Here is a 19,563-nt window from a genome sequence, read left to right as displayed (position 1 = left end):
GACGGGCGTGCCGCTAGGGGTTGTTACTGAGAAGTATGTAAGACGTGCCGTCAGCTGGGCCGCATCGTCCGCCGCCGGCACCCCCTCACGACCGGAAACGAGGCCGCCAACATGCTCGCCGTCTGGCGGACGCACAGCCTGGACTCCATCCTGCGCGAGGCCTACGCGTCCGGGGTGCTGCTGTGCGGCATCAGTGCCGGGGCGTGCTGCTGGTTCGAGTCCGCGTTCTCCGACTCCTTCGGTCCGCCGGCGCCGCTCGCCGACGGGCTGGGGCTGCTGCCGGGCAGTCTGTGCCCGCACTACGACAGCGAGCCGGAGCGGCGGCCCGGCTATCTGGCGGCGGTCAAGAACCGTGCGCTACCCGGGGGCTGGGCGGTCGATGACGGCGCCGCGGGGGTGTTCACCGACGGCCACCTGGTGGAGGTGGTCAGCCGGAAGCCGGGGGCCGCCCTCCGCCGGGTGAGCGTCGACGCGGACGGCGCGGTGACGGAGGAGGCACGGCCGGCGCGACTGCTGGGGGCATAGGGCCTCGCACAGAGGCCGCTCCACTGCGGCCGCCGCGTCGCGAAGGAGGCGGCCCGGCCGGAGCGGACGACACACAACAAAGGCAAGGAGGTTCACCTCCCTGCCACTCTCAACCTATAGCGCACCAGGGGGCTTGCGGCAAGACCCGGGTCGTGCCGCAAGATGGGCGGCCGAAACCAGAACCTGGGGAAATGGGGGATTTGCGCTATGCGTGTGGTGTTGTCGGCATGGGGGTCGCGCGGGGACGTCGAACCGCTGGCCGCGCTGGCGGTGCGGCTGCGGGAATTCGGGGCGGAGGCACGCGTGTGTGCGCCGCCGGACGAGGAGTTCGCGGCGCTGCTGGCCGGTGTCGGCGTGGAGCTGGTGCCGCTCGGCCCGTCGGTGCGCTCGGTGGTGACCGGGGAGCGGCCGCCGACGGCGCAGGACGCGTTCCGGCTCGCGCCCGAGTTGGTCGCCGCGCGGTTCGAGACGCTCAGCGCGGCGGCCGACGGGTGTGACGCGCTCCTTGCGACCGGCCTGATGCCGGCCGGCGCCCGGGATGTGGCCGAGAAGCTGGGCATCCCCTACGTGCTCGCGTGTTTCCATCCGTTCGGGCTGCCCTCGCGGCACTTCCGTCCAGGGGCGCGGCCGGGCACGCCGTCGCCGCAGGAGGAGACCGACCTCAAGGTGCTGTGGGAGCAGGACGCCCAGCGCGTGAACGCGTTGTACGGGGAGGCGCTCAACCGTCACCGGGCGGCGATCGGCCTGCCGCCGGTGGACAACGTCCGTGACCATGTCCTCACCGGCCGGCCGTGGCTGGCGGCGGACCCGGTGCTGGGGCCGTGGCAGGAGATGACGGAGCTCGACCTGGTGCAGACCGGGGCGTGGATCCTGCCGGACGAACGCCCCCTCCCGGACGGCCTGGAGGCGTTCCTGGACGCCGGTGAACCGCCGGTGTACGTGGGCTTCGGCAGCATGGCCCTGCACACCTCGAAGGACCTCGCCCGGGTGGCCGTCGAGGCGGTCCGCGCCCAGGGGTACCGCGTCCTCCTCGCCCGCGGCTGGGCGGGGCTGGCCCGGATCGACGAGCGGGACGACTGCTTCGTCGTGGGCGAGGTGAACCAGCAGGCGCTGTTCGCCCGGGTGGCCGCCGTCGTGCACCACGGCGGCGCGGGCACCACGACGACGGCCGCCCGGGCCGGTGCGCCTCAGGTCGTGGTGCCCCAGATCGCGGACCAGCCGCACTGGGCCGCCCGGGTGGCCGAGTTGGGCATCGGCGCGGCACACGACGGCCCGGCCCCGACCGCCGGCTCCCTGTCCGCCGCGCTCAGCACGGCCCTGGCCCCGGAGACCGGGGCACGAGCAAGGGCCGTGGCCGGCACGATCCGCACCGACGGGGCGACGCTGGCCGCGCAACTGCTGCTCGACGCGGCCGGCCGGGGAGGCCCGCCCGGGTCCTTGTGAACCACCGGAAGCGCTGAGCCAGGAACCGGCGGGGACGGACCGCGCCGGCTTCGAGCGGCATGGGGTGAGGAGTCCTCAGGGCCTGGCCGGCGGGGCGCCCCGCGGCCGTCGTGCGGCCACTCGCCCCCTCACCACACCCGCACCGACCCGCCCCGGGCGAACGCCGGGCTGGTGGCGTCCGGGGGGATCTTCTCCAGGGGCTCGGCGATATCGGCGATCCTGGGGCCGACGCGGGCGGCGAGAGGGGCGAGGCGGGCGAGGTCGAAGCCGTAGACCCGGGCGGCGTTGGTGCCGAGCATGGCGGCGGTCTCGTCGGCCGGGACGTCCGCGTAGGCGAGGCGGAGGGCCTCGCGGGAGTGGGGGTGGGTGCCTTCGTCGTGGGGGTAGTCGCTGCCCCACATGATCTTGTCGAGGCCGATGCGGTGGCGCAGCGGGACCTCGTGCGGGCGCATGAAGCTGGCGCCCACGAAGCAGTGGTCGCGCCAGATTCCGGCCGGGGAGTCGCCCATGGCCGCGGCCAGGCCGACGCCGAACTTGGCCTCGGCGGTGGCGGCCCGGGACGCGGCCGCGACCAGCCGCCCGTGGTAGTAGTCCAGCATGTCCAGGACGCCGGGGATCCAGCCGGACCCCTGTTCGGTGAGGACCAGCCGGAGGCCGGGATGGCGGTGGAAGACGCCGCCGAAGATCAGGTGCCACAGGGCCCGGTGGGAGAACCAGGTCGTCTCGACCATGAACACGGCGCGGGCGGCGGGTTCGTCGCCGAGCGGCGGGGAGGCCGAGCCGCCGTGGTGGTTCACCGGCACGTCCAGTTCCGCGCAGACCGCCCAGAGGGGGTCGTAGTACGTGGAGTGGAGTTCGGGGAGGCCGGAGCCGGGCGGGGTGCCGGGGAGCATGATGCCGCCGGTGAGGCCGGCTTCCTTGGTACGGCGGACCTCCCGTACGGCCTCGTCGACATCGTTGAGGAGGATCTGGGCGACGCCGGCCCGGCGGCCGGGGGCCTCGGCGCAGAAGTCGGCGAGCCAGCGGTTGTGGGCGCGCAGGCCCGCCCAGCGCTGCTCGGCGTCCGTGCGGGTGGGCGCGGGGGCCATGAGGGCGGCGCTGGGGAAGAACGGCGGGATGGTGTTCGGGAAGACGACCTCGGCGACGATGCCGTCGGCCTCCAGTTCGGCCAGCCGGCGGGCGGAGTTCCAGTTGCGGTCGGCGGTGTCGGCGAGCAGGTCCTCGTGCGGGTTGACGTAGGAGGCCGCCCAGGCGTCGAAGTCCTCGTGGTAGCGGGACTCCAAGTAGGGCCGGTAGTCGAGGAGGTCGGCACCGGCGTGGCAGTCGGCGGAGATCACGGTGTAGCGGTCGTCGGTCATCACTGCGCCCCCAGTACCGGGAAGTCGTGGTCGGTCAGCCAGTGGCGGCCCACCTCGCGGGAGCGGGCCCAGGCGGCCTCGACCGCCGGCTGGTCGGCGCTCTGGCCGAGCTCGGCCGGGGTGGGGCCGATACGGCGGGCCAGCGGGGCCAGCCGCGCGGTGTCGAAGCCGAACGCCTCGGCGGCGGACAGCCCGAGCATGCGGCGGGTCTCGGCGACCGGAATGTCATGGAAGGTCTTCGTCAGCCAGGCACGGGTGTCCGGCCAGGTGCCTTCGGGGTGCGGGAAGTCGCTGCCCCAGAGGATGTTGTCGACGCCGATCTCGTAACGCTGGGCGAGTTCCCGGCGTTTGGTGTTGGTGGCGCAGACGAAGACCTGCCGGTCCAGGTACTCGTGCGGCGGACGCGTGAGGGCGGCGAACGGGGAGAGCTTCTTGCCGCCGTGCGCGCCCAGGTAGAGCCGGTCCATGAACCACAGCAGGTTGGGCAGCCACCAGCAGCCGGACTCGGCGACGCCGAAGCGCAGGCCGGGATGGCGTTCGAAGACCCCGGACCAGAGCAGGAACCACAGGGGGCGCGCGGGCCACCAGGTCACCTCGGAGACATAGATCCCGAGGTGGTCGCCGTACTCGTGGCGGGGTGCGGCCCCGGAGTGGGTCAGCACCGGCATCGCGCATTCGGCGGCCGCCGCCCACACCGGGTCGTAACGGCGGTCGTGGTACGGCTCCTTGTCGACCCACATGGACGGGATCATCAGGGCGCCGAGCCCGGATTCCTTGGCGCGGTAGATCTCGGCCACGACCCGGCCGGTGTCGGCGGTGACCGGCAACAGGGCCACCCCGCAGTGCCGTTCGGGGTGCCCGGAGACGAAGTCGGCGAGCCAGCGGTTGTGGGCCTGGGCGCCCGCCATGCCGAGGTCCGGGTCCTGGTCGCCGGAGAGGCCGAGGCCGACGCCGAAGGGGGCCGCGGTGCCGCTGTCGACGGCGTCCGCGTCCGGGAAGACGACCTCCGCCGCCACCCCGTCGCCGTCGAGTTCCTTCAGGCGCTGTGCGGGGTCCCAGCCGCCGCGCAGGCCCTCCTCGTGGTCCTGGAACCACCGCGCGGCGAATTCCTCGTTGCGGATTCCGAGGCGGGTGGCCGCCGCGCGGCGGGCGTCCCGTTCGCCGAGGAAGGTGTCGAAGTCGCGGTGGAAACGGGCCTCCAGGTAGGGGCGGTACTCCTCGGTGGGGAGCCCGGCGTGGCAGTCGGAGGAGATGATCAGGTACGGATCGTCCGGGCCGGGACGGGTGTCCGGCCGGTCCGCGGGGTCTGGGTCCGTCATGGCGGGACCTCCCTCAGTCGTCCGGGTCGAGGATGAAGTGCTCCAGGTAGTCGGGCGCGGTGCGGCCGAGCATCGAGGCGGACCGCGCCCGGATCTGCGCGTCGGTGTGCGCGGCGGGCGGCAGCAGCCAGAAGCGGTCCGCCCGGACGCCGTCCACGACCTGCGCGGCGACGTCCTCGACGGGGGTGAAGGCGACCTCCTGCCCGGCCTCCTTCATCGCCGCTTCCCACTGCGCCAGGCTGCGGTACGGCGTACGGCGCGGCCGGGACTTGGCGTAGCGCGCGGGCCGGTTGCGGTGCGACTCCCACAGGCCGGTGCGGAGCATGTGCGGGCCGGGGAAGAGCACCGAGGCGCCGATGGGGGCGCGCTCGGCCCTGAGGTGGGCGTAGAGCGATTCGGTCATGGTCACCACGGCCGCCTTGGTGACGGCGTAGACGGACGCGGTGGGCAGCGGGGCGACGCCGCCGTCCGTCGAGGAGGTGTTGACGACATGGCCGGGGCCGCCGCCCGCCAGCATCCGGGGAACGAAGCACTGGATGCCGTGGAAGACGCCCCAGACGTTCACCGCGAACGCCCAGGCCCAGTCGTTGGGCTCGTGTTCCCACATCCGCCCCTCGGCGCCGGAGCCCACCCCCGCGTTGTTGCACAGCAGATGGACGGCGCCGAAGGTGTCGTACGCGGCATCCGCGAGGGCGACGACCTCGGCGCGCACCCCGACATCCACGGTGCGCGCCAGGACCTGGGCGCCGTCCGCGGTCAGCTCGTCGGCGGCGGCCCGCAGCGGCTCCTCCTCGACGTCCGCGAGCACCACCCGCAGCCCCTCCGCGGCGAAGCGGCGCGCCATGGCCAGGCCGATGCCGCTCGCGGCGCCGGTGACGACCGCGACCTGTCCCGCTGTCAGCTCCATGCCCGCTCCCCTCTCCGTGCCGCTCGGGCCGACCGCTTCTCGGGCCGGGGGGCTCGGCGTTGTTCTCTGGGTTCTCCAGGCAGCAGCGGCATCAGTCGCTCCCCTCGGGCGGACCGTCGAGGACCTGCTGCGGATCGTCGTAGCGCTGGTGGATGTACGGCAGCAGGGACTCGGCGCTCACCCGCTCGACGACCCGGCCCTGCTGGTCGGTGGTCTTCTCGCCGAGAGTGAGCTCGACGAGGGTGTGGACGGGGAGGTCGGCGACGGGGTCGTACATCGACTCGCGCAGGACGACATCGCCGGTGATCCGCTCCAGCCTGCGGACCTTCTCGTGGCGCAGGCAGTGCACCAGCACCGGGTCGAGGTCGAAGCCCGAACCGTCCACGGCGGGCAGGAACTTGAAGTAGAAGTCGGTCTTCCGGACCGGCTCGGGGACCGGCAGCGGTCCGCTCACCGCGCCGCGTACCTCGACGAAGGCGATGCCGTGCCGGGCGAGCGCGGCGCGCACCACCGGGCCGTCGCGCTCGACGGTGACCTCTCCCAGTTTCTTGGGTTCGCCGAAGACCTCCCGCCCGCCGGTCAGGGCCCGCTCGTGGGTCATCGGCATCACGAGCGGATACCAGCCCTCGACGCCGCGATGGGCGGCGGCGACGGCGACCGAGCCGGCGCCCAGGGGGTAACCGGGCAGCTCGACCTTGCTGATGGTGGCCCGGACCAGCGGGCGCCCGGTGGGTTCGAGGGGCGGCGGCAGCACGGCCGCGACCGCGTCCGGGTCGCTCTCCCACACGGCGACCACACCGGTGGACCAGATCTCGGGGAACGTGGAGCTCGCGGTGCGCGCCGCGGTGATCTCCGCCGCGGTGCGTGCTCCGTAGCGTATGCGTGCCATGGCGTACCACCCATCGTCGTCGGTGACTTGCGGGGGTCGTGCGAGGCGTCTGTAACACTGTTACACCGAGCGGGATGAAGGGTAAAGGGTCGTGTACGCACGGGAGTTGAGCGATAGTCGACCGATAGTTGAGCGATCGGCGGATGGGAACAGTGGGGGAACATGACACGTACCGCGCTGACCGGCGAAGAGGTGCTGACGGCCGCCGCCCGGCTGGTGCGGGCGGACGGCCCCGGCGCGCTGACCATGCGCCGCCTCGCCACGGAACTGGGCACCGCCGTCACCTCCATCTACTGGCACGTCGGCAACCGCGAGTCGCTGCTGGACGCCCTCGTCGAACGCACCGTCCGGGAGATGGGCGAGATCCACCCCACCGGGGACACCCCGCACGCCCGCATCGTGTCGGTCGCCCGCGCACTGCACTCGGCGCTGCGCGAGCGCCCGCAGCTGATCGCGATGGTGCACGAACGCGGCCTGACGGAACGGATGTTCCTGCCCGCGCAGCAAGCACTGGTTCATGAGATGCACGCCGCCGGGCTGCGCGGCGAGACGGCCGCCGAGGCGGTGCGGGCGGTCCAGTTCCAGGTCGTCGGCTTCGTCCTGGTCGAGCGCAACCGCGAGCGGTCCCCCGAACAACATCCGAGCGAGGGCGAGCTGTGGGACTCCCCCACCGCCGAGCACGATCCGGCCCTGGCCCGCGCCCTGGCCGGCCCGGCCGACACCGGCCGGCTGTTCACCGTCTCGTTGGAGGCGCTGGTCAGCTCACTGGTCTCCGCTGGGGTGGCCGGCTCCTGACTTGCGGCTCGGGGCCTCGCCCGCGGCTGGGCTTCGCGTGGCGGCACTCGGGCGGGCCGAGCCGCCCGTTCGTGTGGTTCTCACCAAGGCACGGAGGGAGGGTGTTTTGCCTGCTTCCTTCCGGGGATTTCTATATGCCCCCTTTCTCCAGGGGGTGTTGTTCGGCCGTTCCGGGTGGCTGACTTCCTTCCCCCGGGCAGGTCCGCCGTCTTGGGGCGGGTCCACTTTCTGGGGCGCCTCCGCTCCTGGGGCAGGCCCCCTTCCCGCGCTCCCTCTAGGGCCTGCTGTTTTTTCCCCGCCGCGCAGCCTGCTGTTTTTTCCCCGCCGCCCACCCCCCTTCGGGGGGTGGGCGGGTCAGGTGAGCACCCCCACACCCCGTCAACTCCCCCGCCCACCCGCAAACTGCGGGGGCGCCAGGTCTGTGTCCCTCCGAGGTGATCCGATGCGGTTCGGTGGCTGTCAGTGGTGGCCCGTATCCTCAGTGACCATGCTCGAAGACCGCATGGCAGCAGCCGCCGACCCGATCGCGCCGAAGATCGGGCAGCAGCCGGGCCCGCAGACGCCGCCGGCTCCCTGGCCGTCCGCGTATCCGCAGGGATACGCGGTGGTCGACGTCGAGACCACGGGCCTGGCCCGCGACGACCGGATCATCTCGGCAGCCGTGTATCAACTCGACGCCCAGGGCGACGTCCAGGACCACTGGTACACACTCGTCAATCCGCAGCGGGACCCAGGGCCGGTCTGGATCCACGGGCTCACGAGCACCGTGCTCGCCGATGCCCCGCTCTTCCCGGAGATCGTCCCGGAGCTGTCCCGGCGCCTGGCGGACCGGGTGCTGGTCGCGCACAACGCCATGTTCGACTGGTCGATGATCGCCCGCGAGTACGCCCGCGCCGCGGCGACCGCCCCGGTGCAGCAGCGGCTGTGCACCATCGCCCTGTCCAAGGAACTGCGGCTGCCGCTGCCCAACCACAAGCTGGAGTCCCTCGCCGCCCATTACGGCGTGGTGCAGGAGCGCGCCCACCACGCGCTGGACGACGCCCGGGTGCTGGCCGAGGCGTTCCGTCCCAGCCTGCGGCGCGCCGCGCAGGAGAATCTGCGGCTGCCGCTACTCAGCTGCCAGCCGCTGACGGAGTGGTCGGACACCCCCGCGCCCCGGCAGCGTGCCGCCGCCTCGTCCTACCGCCCCACGTCCTGGCGGCCGTCCCGTAAGCGCCCGGCGTGCCCGTACCCCAACCCGGGGCGTTACGAGTCCGGCGGCCGGCTGGTCCAGGGGATGCGGGTCGCCTTCTCGGGTGACACCTCCGTGGACCGTGAGCTGCTGGAGGACCGGGCGATCGAGGCGGGGCTGCATGTCGCCACGAGCCTGTCCCGGCTGACCAGCCTGCTGGTGACCAACGACCCCGACGCCCGGACCTCAAAGACCGCCAAGGCCGCCTCGTTCGGCACGGTCGTCATCGACGAGGCGGCCTTCATGCAGCTGCTCCAGGACGTGGCCCCGGCGCCTGCGTCCGGGTGAAGCCCGCCCAACACACCCGTCGGCACCGCGCCGCGCGCGGGTGGCGCCCGCACGCTGTGGCGCATGGCACGTTGTGAGGTCTGCGGAAACGAATACGGCATGACGTTCGAGGTGCACGCGCAGGGCGCGGTGCACGTCTTCGACTGTTTCGCCTGCGCCATCCACCGCATGGCGCCGATCTGTGAGCACTGCCGCTGCCAGATCATCGGGCAGGGCGTCGAGGCCGACCAGAAGTGGTACTGCGGCGCGCACTGCGCCCGCTCGGACGGCAGAGTGGGCATCGTCGACCGGGTCTGAACCGAGTCCGAAGCGGGTCTGTACCGGGTCTGTACCGGGGACGGCCACCAAGGCGGCCACCAGGGCGGCCACCCGGACCGGCACGGCGGGCCCGGCCGGCTCCCGGCCGCCTCCCCCGGCGGACGCCGGGCGGTACCCCCAGGGGGACCCCCGGCTCGGCGGCTCCGGCGCCCCAGGTACCGTCGAAGCCGTGTACCGCTTCCTGTTGTCCCGGCAGTGGGTGATCCTCACCCTCCTTGGTCTTGTGCTGATCCCCGTCATGATCAAGCTGGGCTACTGGCAGTTCCACCGCCATCAGCACAAGGTGGCGCAGAACCAGCTGATCGCGCGCAGCCTGGCCGCCGACGCGGTTCCGGTCTCCGCGCTGACCGCACCCGGCCGGGAGCTGCCCCGGCGCGACATGTGGCGCACGGTCACCGCCACCGGCACCTACGACACGGCCCACGAGGTCGTGGTCCGCCAGCGCACCGCCGCCGACGAGCAGAGCATCGGCTATTACGTGGTGACCCCGCTGGTCCTCGGCGACGGCCGGGCCGTGCTGGTCAACCGCGGCTGGGTCTCGGCCGGCAACGACCTCACCAAGTTCCCGGACGTCCCGGCCGCCCCCCGGGGCAAGGTCACCGTCACCGGCCGGATGATGGCCGACGAGACCACCGCCGCCAGCGGCATCAAGGACACCAGGGGCCTGCCCGCCCGCCAGGTCATGCTGATCAACAGCGCGGAGCAGGCGAAGCGGACCGGCCGGACGATGCTCGGCGGCTATATCGAGCAGACCGCGCCCAAGCCGGCCGGCGACACCCCTGAGCTGGTCCCCGAGCCGGACCACGACTCCATCGGCCCGCACATGGCCTACGCCGTCCAGTGGTGGCTGTTCGCCGCCGCGGTGCCGGTCGGCTGGATCGTCCTCGTCCGCCGTGAGCGCCGCGACCGGGCGGCGGCCGCCGCCAAGGAGGCCGAAGAGGCCCGGGAGGCCGAGGCCGCCGCGGCCGCGGGCGACGGCGGGCAAGCCGAGGAAGCCGCCGGTTCCGGGGAGACCGAGGCCGCCGGCGACGAGGCGGCGCCGGCCCCGGCCAACCCGTAACCCGGACAGCCGTCACCGCCGCGTAGCGCACCCTCCGGGCGGGAAGGGGCGCTGAGTGCACCCACGTATCGAGGACTATGCGCTCATCGGCGATCTTCAGACCGCCGCACTCGTCGGCCGCGACGGGTCCATCGACTGGCTGTGCCTGCCGCGCTTCGACTCCGGCGCCTGTTTCGCCGCCCTCCTCGGCGGCAAGGACAACGGCCACTGGGGGCTCGCCCCCTGCTCCCCCGACGCCCGCGCCCAGCGCTCCTACCGCGGCGACTCGCTGATCCTCGACACCGTCTGGGAGACCCCCACCGGCAGCGTCCGGGTCACCGACTTCATGCCGCAGCGCGACCGGGCGCCGGACCTCGTACGGATCGTCGAGGGCCTCAGCGGCAGCGTCGAGATGCGCGGGGTGCTGCGGCTGCGGTTCGACTACGGGCGGGTGGTGCCCTGGGTGCGCGCCACCGAGGGCTGCCGGGTGGCGATCGCCGGACCGGACTCGGTGTGGCTGCGCACCCCGGCCCAAAGCACCACCTACGGCAAGGACTTCAGCACCCGTTCGGACTTCACCGTCGCCGCGGGCGAGCGCGCCGCGTTCGTGCTGACCTGGCACCCCTCGCACGAGCCCCGGCCGACCCAGATCGAACCGTTCACGGCGCTCCAGGACGCCCTGGACGACTGGCACGCCTGGTCCGCGCGCTGCCGCTACAAGGGGCCGTACCGCGAGGCCGTGATGCGCTCGCTGATCACCCTCAAGGCCCTCACCTACGCGCCCACCGGCGGCATCGTGGCGGCCCCCACCACCTCGCTGCCCGAGGAGCTGGGCGGCGTCCGCAACTGGGACTACCGCTACTGCTGGCTGCGCGACGCCAGCCTCACCCTGAACTGCCTGCTCTCCGCCGGATATCTGGACGAGGCCGGCGCCTGGCGGGACTGGCTGCTGCGCGCGGTGGCCGGCGCCCCCGACGACCTTCAGATCATGTACGGGCTGGCCGGTGAGCGGCGGCTGCCGGAGGCCGAGGTGCCGTGGCTGACCGGGTACGGCGACTCCGCGCCCGTACGCATCGGCAACGCCGCCGTCGAACAGCGTCAGCTCGATGTCTACGGCGAGGTCCTCGACTCCTTCCACATCGCCCGCTCGGCCGGGCTGCCCGCCGAGCAGCACGCCTGGAGCATCCAGCGGGCGCTGGTGGACTATCTGGAGTCCACCTGGCGCGACCCCGACGAGGGGCTGTGGGAGATCCGCGGGCCGCGCCGACACTTCGTGCACTCCAAGGTCATGGCCTGGGTCGCGGCCGACCGGGCGGTGCGGGCGATCGAGACGTATCCGAGGTTCGGCGGGGACGCCGACCGCTGGCGGGCGATGCGCGACGAGGTCCGCCGCGAGGTGTGCGAGCGCGGCTATGACGCCGACCGCGGCACCTTCACCCAGTTCTACGGCTCCAGCGAACTGGACGCCGCGACCCTGCTGATCCCCCGGGTCGGCTTTCTGCCGGGGGACGATCCGCGGGTCCTGAGCACCATCGACACGGTGCGCCGGGAGCTGACGCACGACGGTCTGGTACGCCGTTACAGCACCGAGGGCGTCTCGGTCGACGGGCTGCCGGGCGGCGAAGGCACCTTCCTGGCCTGCTCGTTCTGGCTCGTCGACGCCTTGCAGCTGAGCGGCCGGCGGGCCGAGGCCCAGGAGATGTTCGAACGGCTGCTGGGCCTGCGCAACGACGTGGGGCTGCTGTCCGAGGAGTACGACCCGGCCGCCCGGCGCCAGCTGGGCAACTTCCCGCAGGCCTTCAGCCATATCGGCCTGGTGGGGACCGCCTTCGGTCTCCAGGACGGGGCACGGGCACACTAGGGCCCATGGATCTAGGACTCACCGACCGGACGTACCTCGTCACCGGGGCGACCCGTGGCCTCGGCTTCGCCACCGCCCGTGAACTGGTCGCCGAAGGCGCCCGGGTCGTGCTGACCGGACGCACCGAGGAGAGCGCGGCCGCGGCGGCCGCCTCGCTCGGCGAGCGGGCCCTGGGCCTCGCGGCCGACAACGCCGACCCGGAGACCCCCGGCCGCCTGCTGGCCGCGGCCCGGGAACGCTTCGGCCGGCTGGACGGAGTGCTCATCAGCGTGGGCGGCCCGGCACCCGGCACCGCCGCCGACAACACCGACGCCCAGTGGCAGTCGGCCTTCGAGTCGGTCTTCCTCGGCGCGGTACGGCTGGCCCGCGCGGCCGCCGCCGAGCTGCCCGAGGGCGGGGTGATCGGTTTTGTGCTGTCCGGCTCGGTGTACGAGCCGATCGGCGGACTGACCATCTCCAACGGGCTCCGCCCCGGTCTCGCCGGTTTCGCCAAGTCGCTCGCCAACGAGCTGGGGCCGCGCGGCATCCGGGTGCTCGGCGTCCTGCCCGGCCGGATCGCCACCGACCGGATGACCCAGCTCGACGCGCGCTCCGGCGACCCCGAGGGGTCCCGCGCCCGCAACTGCGCCGCGATCCCGCTGGGCCGCTACGGCCTGCCGGAGGAGTTCGGCCGGACCGCGGCCTTCCTGCTGTCGCCGGCCGCGTCGTACATCAACGGCGTGATGGTGCCGGTGGACGGCGGGGCCCGGCACGGGTTCTGACGCACCGGGCGGACGGCGGCCCCGGGCCGGTCGTCCGGAGGCCCTAACTGACCCGCTCGGGCCGGTGCTTGACCGGGCGCAGCCGGACCTCGGCCGGCAGCCGGTCCAGCCCGGCCGAGCGGCGGGCGTGCGCCACCGCCTCGTCCGACAGCCGCCGGACGACGGTCCCCGGGTCGGCGTGCGGGGCGAGCGCCAGCACGGCCCGGACATGCGGTTCGCCCCGGCGGCCGGTCAGCAGCACACCGGCCCCGTCGACGCCCTCCAGCGCCTCCGATTCGGCCGTCAGGGCGGCCTCCAGCGCCCGGCCGCGCAGCTGGGCGCCCTCGCCGTCGCCGCTGTCGACGAGGATCTCGTTCATCCGGTGCCGCCGGAGCTGGGTCAGCAGCCACCACAGCACCAGCAGCAGGAAGACGGCGAGCGCGGCGATGACGACGGGCCACCACCAGCCCTGGTCCGTCCAGCGGGTGCGCTGCCGTACGGAGAGCAGCACCTGGTCCGGACGGGACCAGGGCCAGCCGGCGGGCAGTCCGAGGTGCCATTTCGCGGGCAGATCGAGGCCGCCGAGCAGCACCAGGCCGCCCACGCCGAACAGCACCACACCGATCAGACCGAGCAGCACCCGGTTGACCCTTCCGCGGACCCTGCGCATCGCTCGCTCACCTCTTCTTCGGGCGCCGGACGTCCACGGTCAGGCGGAGTTCGTGCGCCAGGCCCAGCTGCCGCAGCCCCTCGCCGAGCGAGGTGTCGAGGTCGGCGCGGACCTCGTCCAGTTCGCGGAAGTGCGAGACGGCGTGCGTCTTGGCCTTACGGCAGCTGACGGCCACCCGTACGGACTGCACACCGGCGACCTCCATGGCCCGGTCGCGCAGCACCAGCGCGGCGGCCGCGCGGTCCAGCCCGGCCCGGATGTCCGGTGCCGCCGGCCGCATCGGCAGCACCTGGCGCAGTCCGGGCGTGACGGCCGTGACGACGAGCCAGATGCCGAGCACCATGGCCAGCGCGGCGGGGGCCAGGATCCAGGGGTTGTCGAGGTGACGGGTGCCCAGTTCGCGGGCCAGCCAACGGCGCCAGGTCATCGCGGGGCGGTTGGCGCGCACCGAGACCACGTCGTAGAGCAACAGGCCCGCGGCGGCCAGCAGCACCAGCGCGACCAGGGCGGCCGGCACCCGCCGGGCCGACCGGAAGCGCCGCACTCGGTCATGGTCGGCGGTGCCGGTGGCCGCGGTGTCCGCACCGGACGGTGTCGCCCCGTCCGCCCCGCCCGTCCTGTCCACCCCGTCCGTCCCGCCCGTCCCGCCCGCCCCGTCCGGCGTCTTGTCGAGCGTGGGCAGCCGCCGGGTATCGGACCGCTCCTCGTCCTCGTCGCTCATCGCACCCTCCCGCGGTCCGTACGGTCCAGCAGCGGGGAGTGCAGCCGCTCGACCTCCACCGCGACCTCGGGCACCGTCATGTTCGCCAGCTCCGTCACCCGCTCGGTGACCCGGCGGCGCACCACCCGGCACTGTCCGCCGATGTCGGAGGGGTAGCCCAGCTCCACGGCGATCCGCAGCCGCGCCTCTCCGAAGTGCAGGTGGTCCTCGCGGCGGTGCACGGTCACCGTCGCATGGGCGTCCGTGCGGGCGTGCGGGGACTCCGCACGCAGCGCCTCCCGGGCGGCCCGTGCGGCGATCTTCGCCACCACCCGGTCCGCGATTCTGGTCGCGCCCCGCTCACCCGCCGGTACGGCGGTGGCAGCGGCGGGCGGGGACACCGTCGCCACCCGGCTTCACCGCCGCCGGTCGCGGTCGCCGCCGCGCGGACGGAAGAAATCGCCGGCCTCCAGGTCCCCGTCGAGGAACCTGCCGGCCACGAACCCGATCGCGCCCAGCGCCGCCACCAGGACAAAGGCGCCGAAGCCGCCGAAGTATCCGGCGAAGCCCAGCGCCATGCCGGCCAAGAGGCCGACCACGGCCATGCTCATCGTGCGCTCCTTCGCTGCCACTCCGGACGGGCCCGGTTATTGGAGCCGCGGCTCCGCTCCCTCTTCTTCGTCTTCCTCGTCGGGCAGCTTGACGTCGCTGACCGCGATATTGACCTCGACGACCTCCAGGCCCGTCATCCGCTCCACGGCGGAGATGACGTTCTCCCGGACCGACCGTGCGACATCGGCGATGGCGACGCCGTAGTCGACCACGATCTCCAGGTCCAGCGCGGTCTGCACCTCGCCGACCTCGGCCTTGACACCCCGGGTCGCGGTCGCGGACCTGCCGCCGCCGGGCACCCGGTCCCGCACGGCGCCGAGCGTACGGGCCAGGCCGCTGCCCATGGCATGCACACCGATGACGTCCCGGGCCGCCAGACCGGCGATCTTCTCCACGACACCGTCGGCGATGGTGGTCCGCCCCCGGGTCGCGGGGTCGCCGCCGCCCCGTTTGGCGGGCGTCCTGGGCCCCTCTGCGTGCTGCTGGCTCTCGCTCATCGCCGTATCCCTTTCCGCGGGGAGAAGCGGTCCGCCCGCTCCGCTGCCCACAGTAGGCCGGGTGTCCGCGGCCCGCTCCGGGGATGCGGCAGGCGAGTGCTCCATACGGCGCCACCGGGCCCACCGCCCTGCCGTGCGGGCGGGTCTGCGGCAGGCTGGGGGCGTGGTCCGGGACGTGTCCGGAGACGGTCCGGGGACCTTCCGGGAAAGGGGTGACGCGGTGGCCGTGAACCAGTGGGCGCAGACGGTCCGCACACAGCTCGGGATCGGCCGGCTGCTGCCGCTCGGCGGGCCTGCGGACGGCTCGTGGATCACCGAGCAGGCGGCCGCCGGGGCGCTGCGGGCCTCCGCGGGGACACCGGCCGGTGTCCGCCTCGGCTCGCTGCGGCTGTCCGTCGCCGACCCCGGCCACGCCCCGGAACCGGCGGTCCCGGCGCCGCCGAGCGCGCTGCCGCCCGGCCCGCTGCGGATCGAGGCGGAGTTCGCCGCGGTGGCCGACCGGCCGCTGCCGGTGCTCGCCGACCAGGTGCGCGCGGCGCTGCTGGAGGCGTCGATCCAGGGGCTGGGGCTGGTGGTGGGCGTGGTGGATCTGCGGGTCACCGGCCTGATGGAAGCGGACGAGGCCACGGCGGAGGACAGGTCAGCCGGTTCCGCTCCTCAGAGAGAGGTGCCGCCCGCCGCGCCCGCGACGGGTGACCGGACCGGTGCGACACAGGAGGGCGCGGCGGGTGCCGCCGCCGTCGCGCGGGGCGTCGCGGGCGTGGCCCGGCTGGCGCCGGTGCTCGGCGGTCCGTCCCGTCCGGTGCGGCTGACCGACGGGCATGCGCTGATCCAGCTGGCGACCGCGCCCGGTCACCGGCCGCTGGATGTGGCCTGCGCCGTACGGCAGGCGGTGGTGGCCGGGCCGCCCGCGGTCTCGACGGTCGCGGTGCTGGTCACGGCGGTGGACCGGAGCTGATGAGCCGGCCCGGCCGGGGCAGAACGCGGCCGGGCGGCTCGGGCAGGTGAACCGGGCGGTACGGGGTGCTACTCCCCCACGCCCGCGAGGTCGCGCAGCCGGCGCGCCTGGGCGGCCCGCTCGGTGCGGCGCTGCTCCTCGTACGTACGGCCCGCGGCACCGGCCAGCAGGGCCTTGGTCTCGATGACGGCATCGCGCGGCGCGGCGGTGAGCGCCGCCGCCAAGTCGGCCACCGTGGCATCGAGTTGGTCGCCGGGCACCACGAGGTTGGCGAGGCCGATCCGCTCGGCCTCCTCGGCGTGTACGAAGCGCCCGGTGGCGCAGATCTCCAGCGCGCGGGCGTAGCCCACCAGCCCGACCAGGGGGTGGGTACCGGTCAGGTCCGGTACGAGCCCGAGGCTGGTCTCGCGCATGGCGAACTGGACGTCCGGCGCGACCACCCGCAGATCGCAGGCGAGCGCCAGCTGGAAGCCGGCACCGATGGCATGCCCCTGCACGGCGGCGATGGACACCAGGTCGGTGCGCCGCCACCAGGTGAATGCTTCCTGGTACTCGGCGATCGTGGCGTCCAGTACGTCGTCCGTGCCGCGCGCCAGATCGATGAACGACGGCTCGCCGTCGAAGCCTTCGGGCGTGAACGCCTGACGGTCCAGGCCCGCGGAGAAGGACTTGCCCTCACCACGCAGCACCGCGATCCGTACGTTTCCCGGCAGCAGCGACCCCGCTTCGGCAAGCGCCCGCCACATGGCCGGCGACTGCGCGTTGCGCTTGGCCGCGTTGGCGAGGGTCACCGTGGCGATCGCACCGTCCACGGTGAGCCGCACGCCGTCCTTGTCGAGCAGAGTCATGAGCGCCTCCGAGTCAGCCAGCCGCACCTGCGTGCGTAAGTGACTGAACGGTAACCTCCCGGTCGACTGCTCGGCCGACCGGGGGGACACCGCTGTACCCGGAGTCGCGGCCGTCAGGCCGATGCGGCCTTCTTGCCCCTCGTGGCTCCGCCGCGACCGCGCAGGACCACACCGGATTCGCTGAGCATCCGGTGCACGAATCCATAGGAGCGGCCGGTTTCCTCGGCCAGCGCCCGGATGCTCGCACCGGAGTCGTACTTCTTCTTCAGGTCTGCCGCGAGCTTCTCGCGCGCGGCGCCGGTTACCCGGCTGCCCTTCTTCAGAGTCTCGGCCACCCGTGCCTCCTCGTGGGAAGTGCGCTCTGGACTCTCATGATCACCCCTCCCCGGCTTCCTGGCCACCCATTCCGCAAGGTCGATACGACATCGTTTGCCGGCGGACGCCCGGCCGCACGCGCCGGAATCACACATTCCGACTGTGCCGACGGCCGCCCGCGCCCGGCCGCCCGCGAGAAGTGGCAGGTCAGGTGGGGTGCGACCGAAAAGGCGACGGCCGGGCCCCAAGGACCCGGCCGTAGGCCGCAGACTCGCCGGTGTACGAGCCGTTCTCACTCAGATGATGGATCACACATCGGCCGAATGATCCATACGGCATGATCCATCCGCCGCGGTCAGGCCAGCGCGACCAGGTCCGCGTAGTCCTGGCCCCACAGGTCCTCGACGCCGTCGGGCAGCAGGATGATGCGCTCCGGCTCCAGCGCGTCCACCGCGCCCTCGTCGTGCGTCACCAGGACCACCGCGCCCGTGAAGGTGTGCAGCGCGCCGAGGATCTCCTCACGGCTGGCCGGGTCGAGGTTGTTGGTGGGCTCGTCGAGCAGCAGCACATTGGCGGAGGAGACGACCAGCGTGGCCAGGGCGAGCCGGGTCTTCTCGCCACCGGAGAGCACCCCGGCAGGCTTGTCGACGTCGTCCCCGGAAAACAGGAACGAGCCCAGCGTCTTGCGGATGGCGACCAGGTCCATGTCCGGGGCGGCGGACCGCATGTTCTCCAGGACCGTGCGGTCCGGGTCCAGGGTCTCGTGCTCCTGGGCGTAGTAGCCGAGCTTGAGGCCGTGACCGGGGCGGACCTCGCCGGTGTCCGGTGTCTCCACGCCGGCCAGCAGCCGCAGCAGGGTGGTCTTGCCGGCACCGTTGAGGCCGAGGATGACGACCCGGGAGCCCTTGTCGATGGCCAGGTCGACGTCGGTGAAGATCTCCAGCGAGCCGTAGGACTTCGACAGGCCCTCGGCGGTGAGCGGGGTCTTGCCGCACGGTGCCGGGTCCGGGAAGCGCAGCTTGGCGACCTTGTCGGCGGCCCGCACCTGCTCCAGGCCGGCCAGCAGCTTGTCGGCGCGCTTGGCCATGTTCTGCGCGGCGACGGTCTTGGTGGCCTTGGCCCGCATCTTGTCGGCCTGGGAGTTGAGCGCCGCGGCCTTCTTCTCGGCGTTCGCCCGCTCGCGCTTGCGGCGCTTCTCGTCCGCCTCACGCTGCTGCTGGTAGAGCTTCCAGCCCATGTTGTAGATGTCGATCTGCGAGCGGTTGGCGTCGAGATAGAACACCTTGTTCACGACGGTCTCGACCAGGTCGACATCGTGGGAGATCACGATGAAGCCGCCGCGGTAGGTCTTGAGGTAGTCGCGCAGCCAGACGATGGAGTCGGCGTCGAGGTGGTTGGTCGGCTCGTCGAGCAGCAGGACGTCGGAGTCCGAGAACAGGATCCGGGCCAGCTCGACGCGGCGGCGCTGACCACCGGAGAGGGTGTGCAGCGGCTGGCCGAGGATACGGTCGGGCAGACCGAGGCTGGCGGCGATGGTCGCGGCCTCCGCCTCGGCGGCGTACCCGCCCTTGGTCAGGAACTCGGTCTCCAGGCGCTCGTACTTCTTCATCGCCTTGTCGCGGGTGGCGCCCTTGCCGTTGGCCATCCGGTCCTCGTTCTCGCGCATCTTGCGCAGCACGGTGTCCAGATCGCGGGCGGACAGGATGCGGTCGCGGGCCAGCACATCGAGGTCGCCGGTACGCGGGTCCTGCGGCAGATAGCCGACCTGGCCACCGCGGGTGACCGTGCCGGAAGCGGGGATGCCCTCGCCCGCCAGCACCTTGGTGAGGGTGGTCTTGCCGGCACCGTTACGGCCGACGAGGCCGATGCGGTCGCCCTTGGCGATACGGAAGGAAGCGGACTCGATGAGAATGCGGGCGCCGGCGCGCAGCTCAAGGCCGGAGGCGGTGATCACGGGAAAAGCTCCAGGGTCAGGGACGGCGGGTTGGACGGACGGTCCGAGGGCGAGCTACGCCGTCTAATGAACCCAAGGGAGAACTGCCATGGGGGCAGTCTAACGGTCTTGTGCAAGTGCTTTTCCTCCCACGTTTTTGGCTTTCCCGCCGTGGGTGTTGCTCGCCGTTTGTTGCCCGCTTGCGCGGAGCCCTCGCGCTGCGCTTTGCCTCGGCCGACGTTTGTGGCTTTCCCGCCGTTGCGCCTGCGGCGGGCGGGGCCGCTGCGCGGGGCTGTCGGGGTGCGGTGACGGGCCTG

21 protein-coding genes are annotated in these 19,563 nt (G+C 73.0%); 9 read left to right on the top strand and 12 right to left on the bottom strand.

Features of this window, described 5'->3' with window-relative positions; translation table 11 throughout:
* The first annotated feature begins 54 nt into the window (after positions 1 to 54).
* Both AC3EUV_RS33065 and AC3EUV_RS33060 read left to right on the top strand, forming a co-directional pair.
* Positions 55 to 525, top strand: coding sequence for a Type 1 glutamine amidotransferase-like domain-containing protein (locus AC3EUV_RS33065; RefSeq protein WP_435604535.1), 471 nt, complete (start codon positions 55 to 57; stop codon positions 523 to 525).
* A 207-nt stretch (positions 526 to 732) separates the two neighbouring features.
* A complete protein-coding gene (locus AC3EUV_RS33060) occupies positions 733 to 1,968 on the top strand; it encodes a glycosyltransferase (RefSeq protein WP_435604524.1) in 1,236 nt (411 codons plus the stop codon).
* Between the two features lie 128 nt (positions 1,969 to 2,096).
* Here the strand turns inward: AC3EUV_RS33060 and AC3EUV_RS33055 are convergent, their stop codons facing one another.
* The 4 genes from AC3EUV_RS33055 to AC3EUV_RS33040 all read right to left on the bottom strand — a co-directional run bounded on the left by AC3EUV_RS33055 (position 2,097) and on the right by AC3EUV_RS33040 (position 6,441).
* Positions 2,097 to 3,326: an amidohydrolase family protein gene (locus tag AC3EUV_RS33055; RefSeq protein ID WP_435604523.1), complete on the bottom strand. Its 1,230-nt coding sequence runs from the start codon at positions 3,324 to 3,326 to the stop codon at positions 2,097 to 2,099.
* Positions 3,326 to 4,645: an amidohydrolase family protein gene (locus tag AC3EUV_RS33050; RefSeq protein WP_435604522.1), complete on the bottom strand. Its 1,320-nt coding sequence runs from the start codon at positions 4,643 to 4,645 to the stop codon at positions 3,326 to 3,328. The genes AC3EUV_RS33055 and AC3EUV_RS33050 overlap by 1 nt, the downstream gene beginning before the upstream one ends.
* Positions 4,646 to 4,658: 13 nt before the next feature.
* Entirely contained in the window at positions 4,659 to 5,552 is an 894-nt protein-coding gene (locus tag AC3EUV_RS33045; protein WP_435604521.1) for an SDR family NAD(P)-dependent oxidoreductase, read from the bottom strand.
* A 91-nt stretch (positions 5,553 to 5,643) separates the two neighbouring features.
* Complete coding sequence (locus AC3EUV_RS33040; protein WP_435604520.1) at positions 5,644 to 6,441, bottom strand: acetoacetate decarboxylase family protein; 798 nt, start codon at positions 6,439 to 6,441, stop codon at positions 5,644 to 5,646.
* Positions 6,442 to 6,603: 162 nt separating this feature from the next.
* On the opposite strand from AC3EUV_RS33040, the gene AC3EUV_RS33035 reads away from it, so the two are divergent.
* From AC3EUV_RS33035 to AC3EUV_RS33010, 6 genes are all read left to right on the top strand, one after another.
* The gene (locus tag AC3EUV_RS33035) at positions 6,604 to 7,236 is read left to right on the top strand and encodes a TetR/AcrR family transcriptional regulator (protein ID WP_432146183.1); all 633 of its coding nucleotides are present in this window, start codon (positions 6,604 to 6,606) and stop codon (positions 7,234 to 7,236) included.
* Positions 7,237 to 7,723: 487 nt separating this feature from the next.
* A complete protein-coding gene (locus AC3EUV_RS33030; RefSeq protein ID WP_432146182.1) occupies positions 7,724 to 8,755 on the top strand; it encodes a DEDDh family exonuclease in 1,032 nt (343 codons plus the stop codon).
* A 63-nt stretch (positions 8,756 to 8,818) separates the two neighbouring features.
* The gene (locus AC3EUV_RS33025; RefSeq protein ID WP_006606380.1) at positions 8,819 to 9,052 is read left to right on the top strand and encodes a hypothetical protein; all 234 of its coding nucleotides are present in this window, start codon (positions 8,819 to 8,821) and stop codon (positions 9,050 to 9,052) included.
* Between the two features lie 190 nt (positions 9,053 to 9,242).
* Positions 9,243 to 10,133 (top strand): SURF1 family cytochrome oxidase biogenesis protein, encoded by an 891-nt coding sequence (locus tag AC3EUV_RS33020; protein ID WP_435604519.1) that lies wholly within the window; start codon positions 9,243 to 9,245, stop codon positions 10,131 to 10,133.
* 55 nt (positions 10,134 to 10,188) lie between these two features.
* Positions 10,189 to 11,973, top strand: coding sequence for a glycoside hydrolase family 15 protein (locus AC3EUV_RS33015; protein ID WP_432146180.1), 1,785 nt, complete (start codon positions 10,189 to 10,191; stop codon positions 11,971 to 11,973).
* 5 nt (positions 11,974 to 11,978) lie between these two features.
* On the top strand, positions 11,979 to 12,734 hold the full coding sequence (locus AC3EUV_RS33010) for an SDR family oxidoreductase (RefSeq protein ID WP_435604518.1): 756 nt from the start codon (positions 11,979 to 11,981) through the stop codon (positions 12,732 to 12,734).
* Positions 12,735 to 12,777: 43 nt separating this feature from the next.
* On the opposite strand, the gene amaP is transcribed toward AC3EUV_RS33010, so the two are convergent.
* From amaP to AC3EUV_RS32985, 5 genes are read right to left on the bottom strand one after another with little or no spacing between them, the layout of a single operon-like run.
* On the bottom strand, positions 12,778 to 13,383 hold the full coding sequence (amaP, locus tag AC3EUV_RS33005) for an alkaline shock response membrane anchor protein AmaP (protein ID WP_432146178.1): 606 nt from the start codon (positions 13,381 to 13,383) through the stop codon (positions 12,778 to 12,780).
* A gap of 7 nt (positions 13,384 to 13,390) precedes the next feature.
* Positions 13,391 to 14,104, bottom strand: a complete 714-nt coding sequence (locus AC3EUV_RS33000) for a DUF6286 domain-containing protein (RefSeq protein ID WP_435604517.1) — start codon at positions 14,102 to 14,104, stop codon at positions 13,391 to 13,393.
* The gene (locus tag AC3EUV_RS32995; protein ID WP_432146176.1) at positions 14,101 to 14,493 is read right to left on the bottom strand and encodes a hypothetical protein; all 393 of its coding nucleotides are present in this window, start codon (positions 14,491 to 14,493) and stop codon (positions 14,101 to 14,103) included. Before AC3EUV_RS32995 ends, AC3EUV_RS33000 begins: the two co-directional genes overlap by 4 nt.
* A 6-nt stretch (positions 14,494 to 14,499) precedes the next feature.
* The gene (locus AC3EUV_RS32990; RefSeq protein WP_085927247.1) at positions 14,500 to 14,694 is read right to left on the bottom strand and encodes a hypothetical protein; all 195 of its coding nucleotides are present in this window, start codon (positions 14,692 to 14,694) and stop codon (positions 14,500 to 14,502) included.
* A gap of 36 nt (positions 14,695 to 14,730) precedes the next feature.
* Positions 14,731 to 15,192, bottom strand: a complete 462-nt coding sequence (locus tag AC3EUV_RS32985) for an Asp23/Gls24 family envelope stress response protein (RefSeq protein ID WP_432146175.1) — start codon at positions 15,190 to 15,192, stop codon at positions 14,731 to 14,733.
* 220 nt (positions 15,193 to 15,412) lie between these two features.
* Here AC3EUV_RS32985 and AC3EUV_RS32980 point away from each other — a divergent pair, with 220 nt between their 5' ends.
* Positions 15,413 to 16,150, top strand: a complete 738-nt coding sequence (locus AC3EUV_RS32980; protein ID WP_435604516.1) for a hypothetical protein — start codon at positions 15,413 to 15,415, stop codon at positions 16,148 to 16,150.
* Between the two features lie 68 nt (positions 16,151 to 16,218).
* Here AC3EUV_RS32980 and AC3EUV_RS32975 read toward each other — a convergent pair whose 3' ends face one another.
* The 3 genes from AC3EUV_RS32975 to AC3EUV_RS32965 form a co-directional block, all read right to left on the bottom strand.
* Positions 16,219 to 16,998, bottom strand: a complete 780-nt coding sequence (locus AC3EUV_RS32975; RefSeq protein ID WP_432146173.1) for an enoyl-CoA hydratase/isomerase family protein — start codon at positions 16,996 to 16,998, stop codon at positions 16,219 to 16,221.
* Between the two features lie 113 nt (positions 16,999 to 17,111).
* On the bottom strand, positions 17,112 to 17,333 hold the full coding sequence (locus AC3EUV_RS32970) for a helix-turn-helix domain-containing protein (RefSeq protein ID WP_006606369.1): 222 nt from the start codon (positions 17,331 to 17,333) through the stop codon (positions 17,112 to 17,114).
* Between the two features lie 335 nt (positions 17,334 to 17,668).
* Entirely contained in the window at positions 17,669 to 19,267 is a 1,599-nt protein-coding gene (locus tag AC3EUV_RS32965; RefSeq protein WP_387246930.1) for an ABC-F family ATP-binding cassette domain-containing protein, read from the bottom strand.
* Between the last annotated feature and the right edge of the window lie 296 nt (positions 19,268 to 19,563).

The sequence above is a fragment of the Streptomyces sp. bgisy130 genome (genome assembly GCF_057708345.1).
This window is presented reverse-complemented; position numbering and strand designations above follow the sequence as displayed.

What these genes read in the sequence shown, in the direction of transcription:
- AC3EUV_RS33060 (WP_435604524.1), top strand. Translation starts at nt 733, where the DNA reads ATGCGTGTGGTGTTGTCGGCATGGGGGTCGCGCGGGGACGTCGAACCG.
- AC3EUV_RS33055 (WP_435604523.1), bottom strand. Translation starts at nt 3,326, where the DNA reads ATGACCGACGACCGCTACACCGTGATCTCCGCCGACTGCCACGCCGGT.
- AC3EUV_RS33050 (WP_435604522.1), bottom strand. Translation starts at nt 4,645, where the DNA reads ATGACGGACCCAGACCCCGCGGACCGGCCGGACACCCGTCCCGGCCCG.
- AC3EUV_RS33045 (WP_435604521.1), bottom strand. Translation starts at nt 5,552, where the DNA reads ATGGAGCTGACAGCGGGACAGGTCGCGGTCGTCACCGGCGCCGCGAGC.
- AC3EUV_RS33040 (WP_435604520.1), bottom strand. Translation starts at nt 6,441, where the DNA reads ATGGCACGCATACGCTACGGAGCACGCACCGCGGCGGAGATCACCGCG.
- AC3EUV_RS33035 (WP_432146183.1), top strand. Translation starts at nt 6,604, where the DNA reads ATGACACGTACCGCGCTGACCGGCGAAGAGGTGCTGACGGCCGCCGCC.
- AC3EUV_RS33030 (WP_432146182.1), top strand. Translation starts at nt 7,724, where the DNA reads ATGCTCGAAGACCGCATGGCAGCAGCCGCCGACCCGATCGCGCCGAAG.
- AC3EUV_RS33025 (WP_006606380.1), top strand. Translation starts at nt 8,819, where the DNA reads ATGGCACGTTGTGAGGTCTGCGGAAACGAATACGGCATGACGTTCGAG.
- AC3EUV_RS33010 (WP_435604518.1), top strand. Translation starts at nt 11,979, where the DNA reads ATGGATCTAGGACTCACCGACCGGACGTACCTCGTCACCGGGGCGACC.
- amaP (WP_432146178.1), bottom strand. Translation starts at nt 13,383, where the DNA reads ATGCGCAGGGTCCGCGGAAGGGTCAACCGGGTGCTGCTCGGTCTGATC.
- AC3EUV_RS33000 (WP_435604517.1), bottom strand. Translation starts at nt 14,104, where the DNA reads ATGAGCGACGAGGACGAGGAGCGGTCCGATACCCGGCGGCTGCCCACG.
- AC3EUV_RS32990 (WP_085927247.1), bottom strand. Translation starts at nt 14,694, where the DNA reads ATGAGCATGGCCGTGGTCGGCCTCTTGGCCGGCATGGCGCTGGGCTTC.
- AC3EUV_RS32985 (WP_432146175.1), bottom strand. Translation starts at nt 15,192, where the DNA reads ATGAGCGAGAGCCAGCAGCACGCAGAGGGGCCCAGGACGCCCGCCAAA.
- AC3EUV_RS32975 (WP_432146173.1), bottom strand. Translation starts at nt 16,998, where the DNA reads ATGACTCTGCTCGACAAGGACGGCGTGCGGCTCACCGTGGACGGTGCG.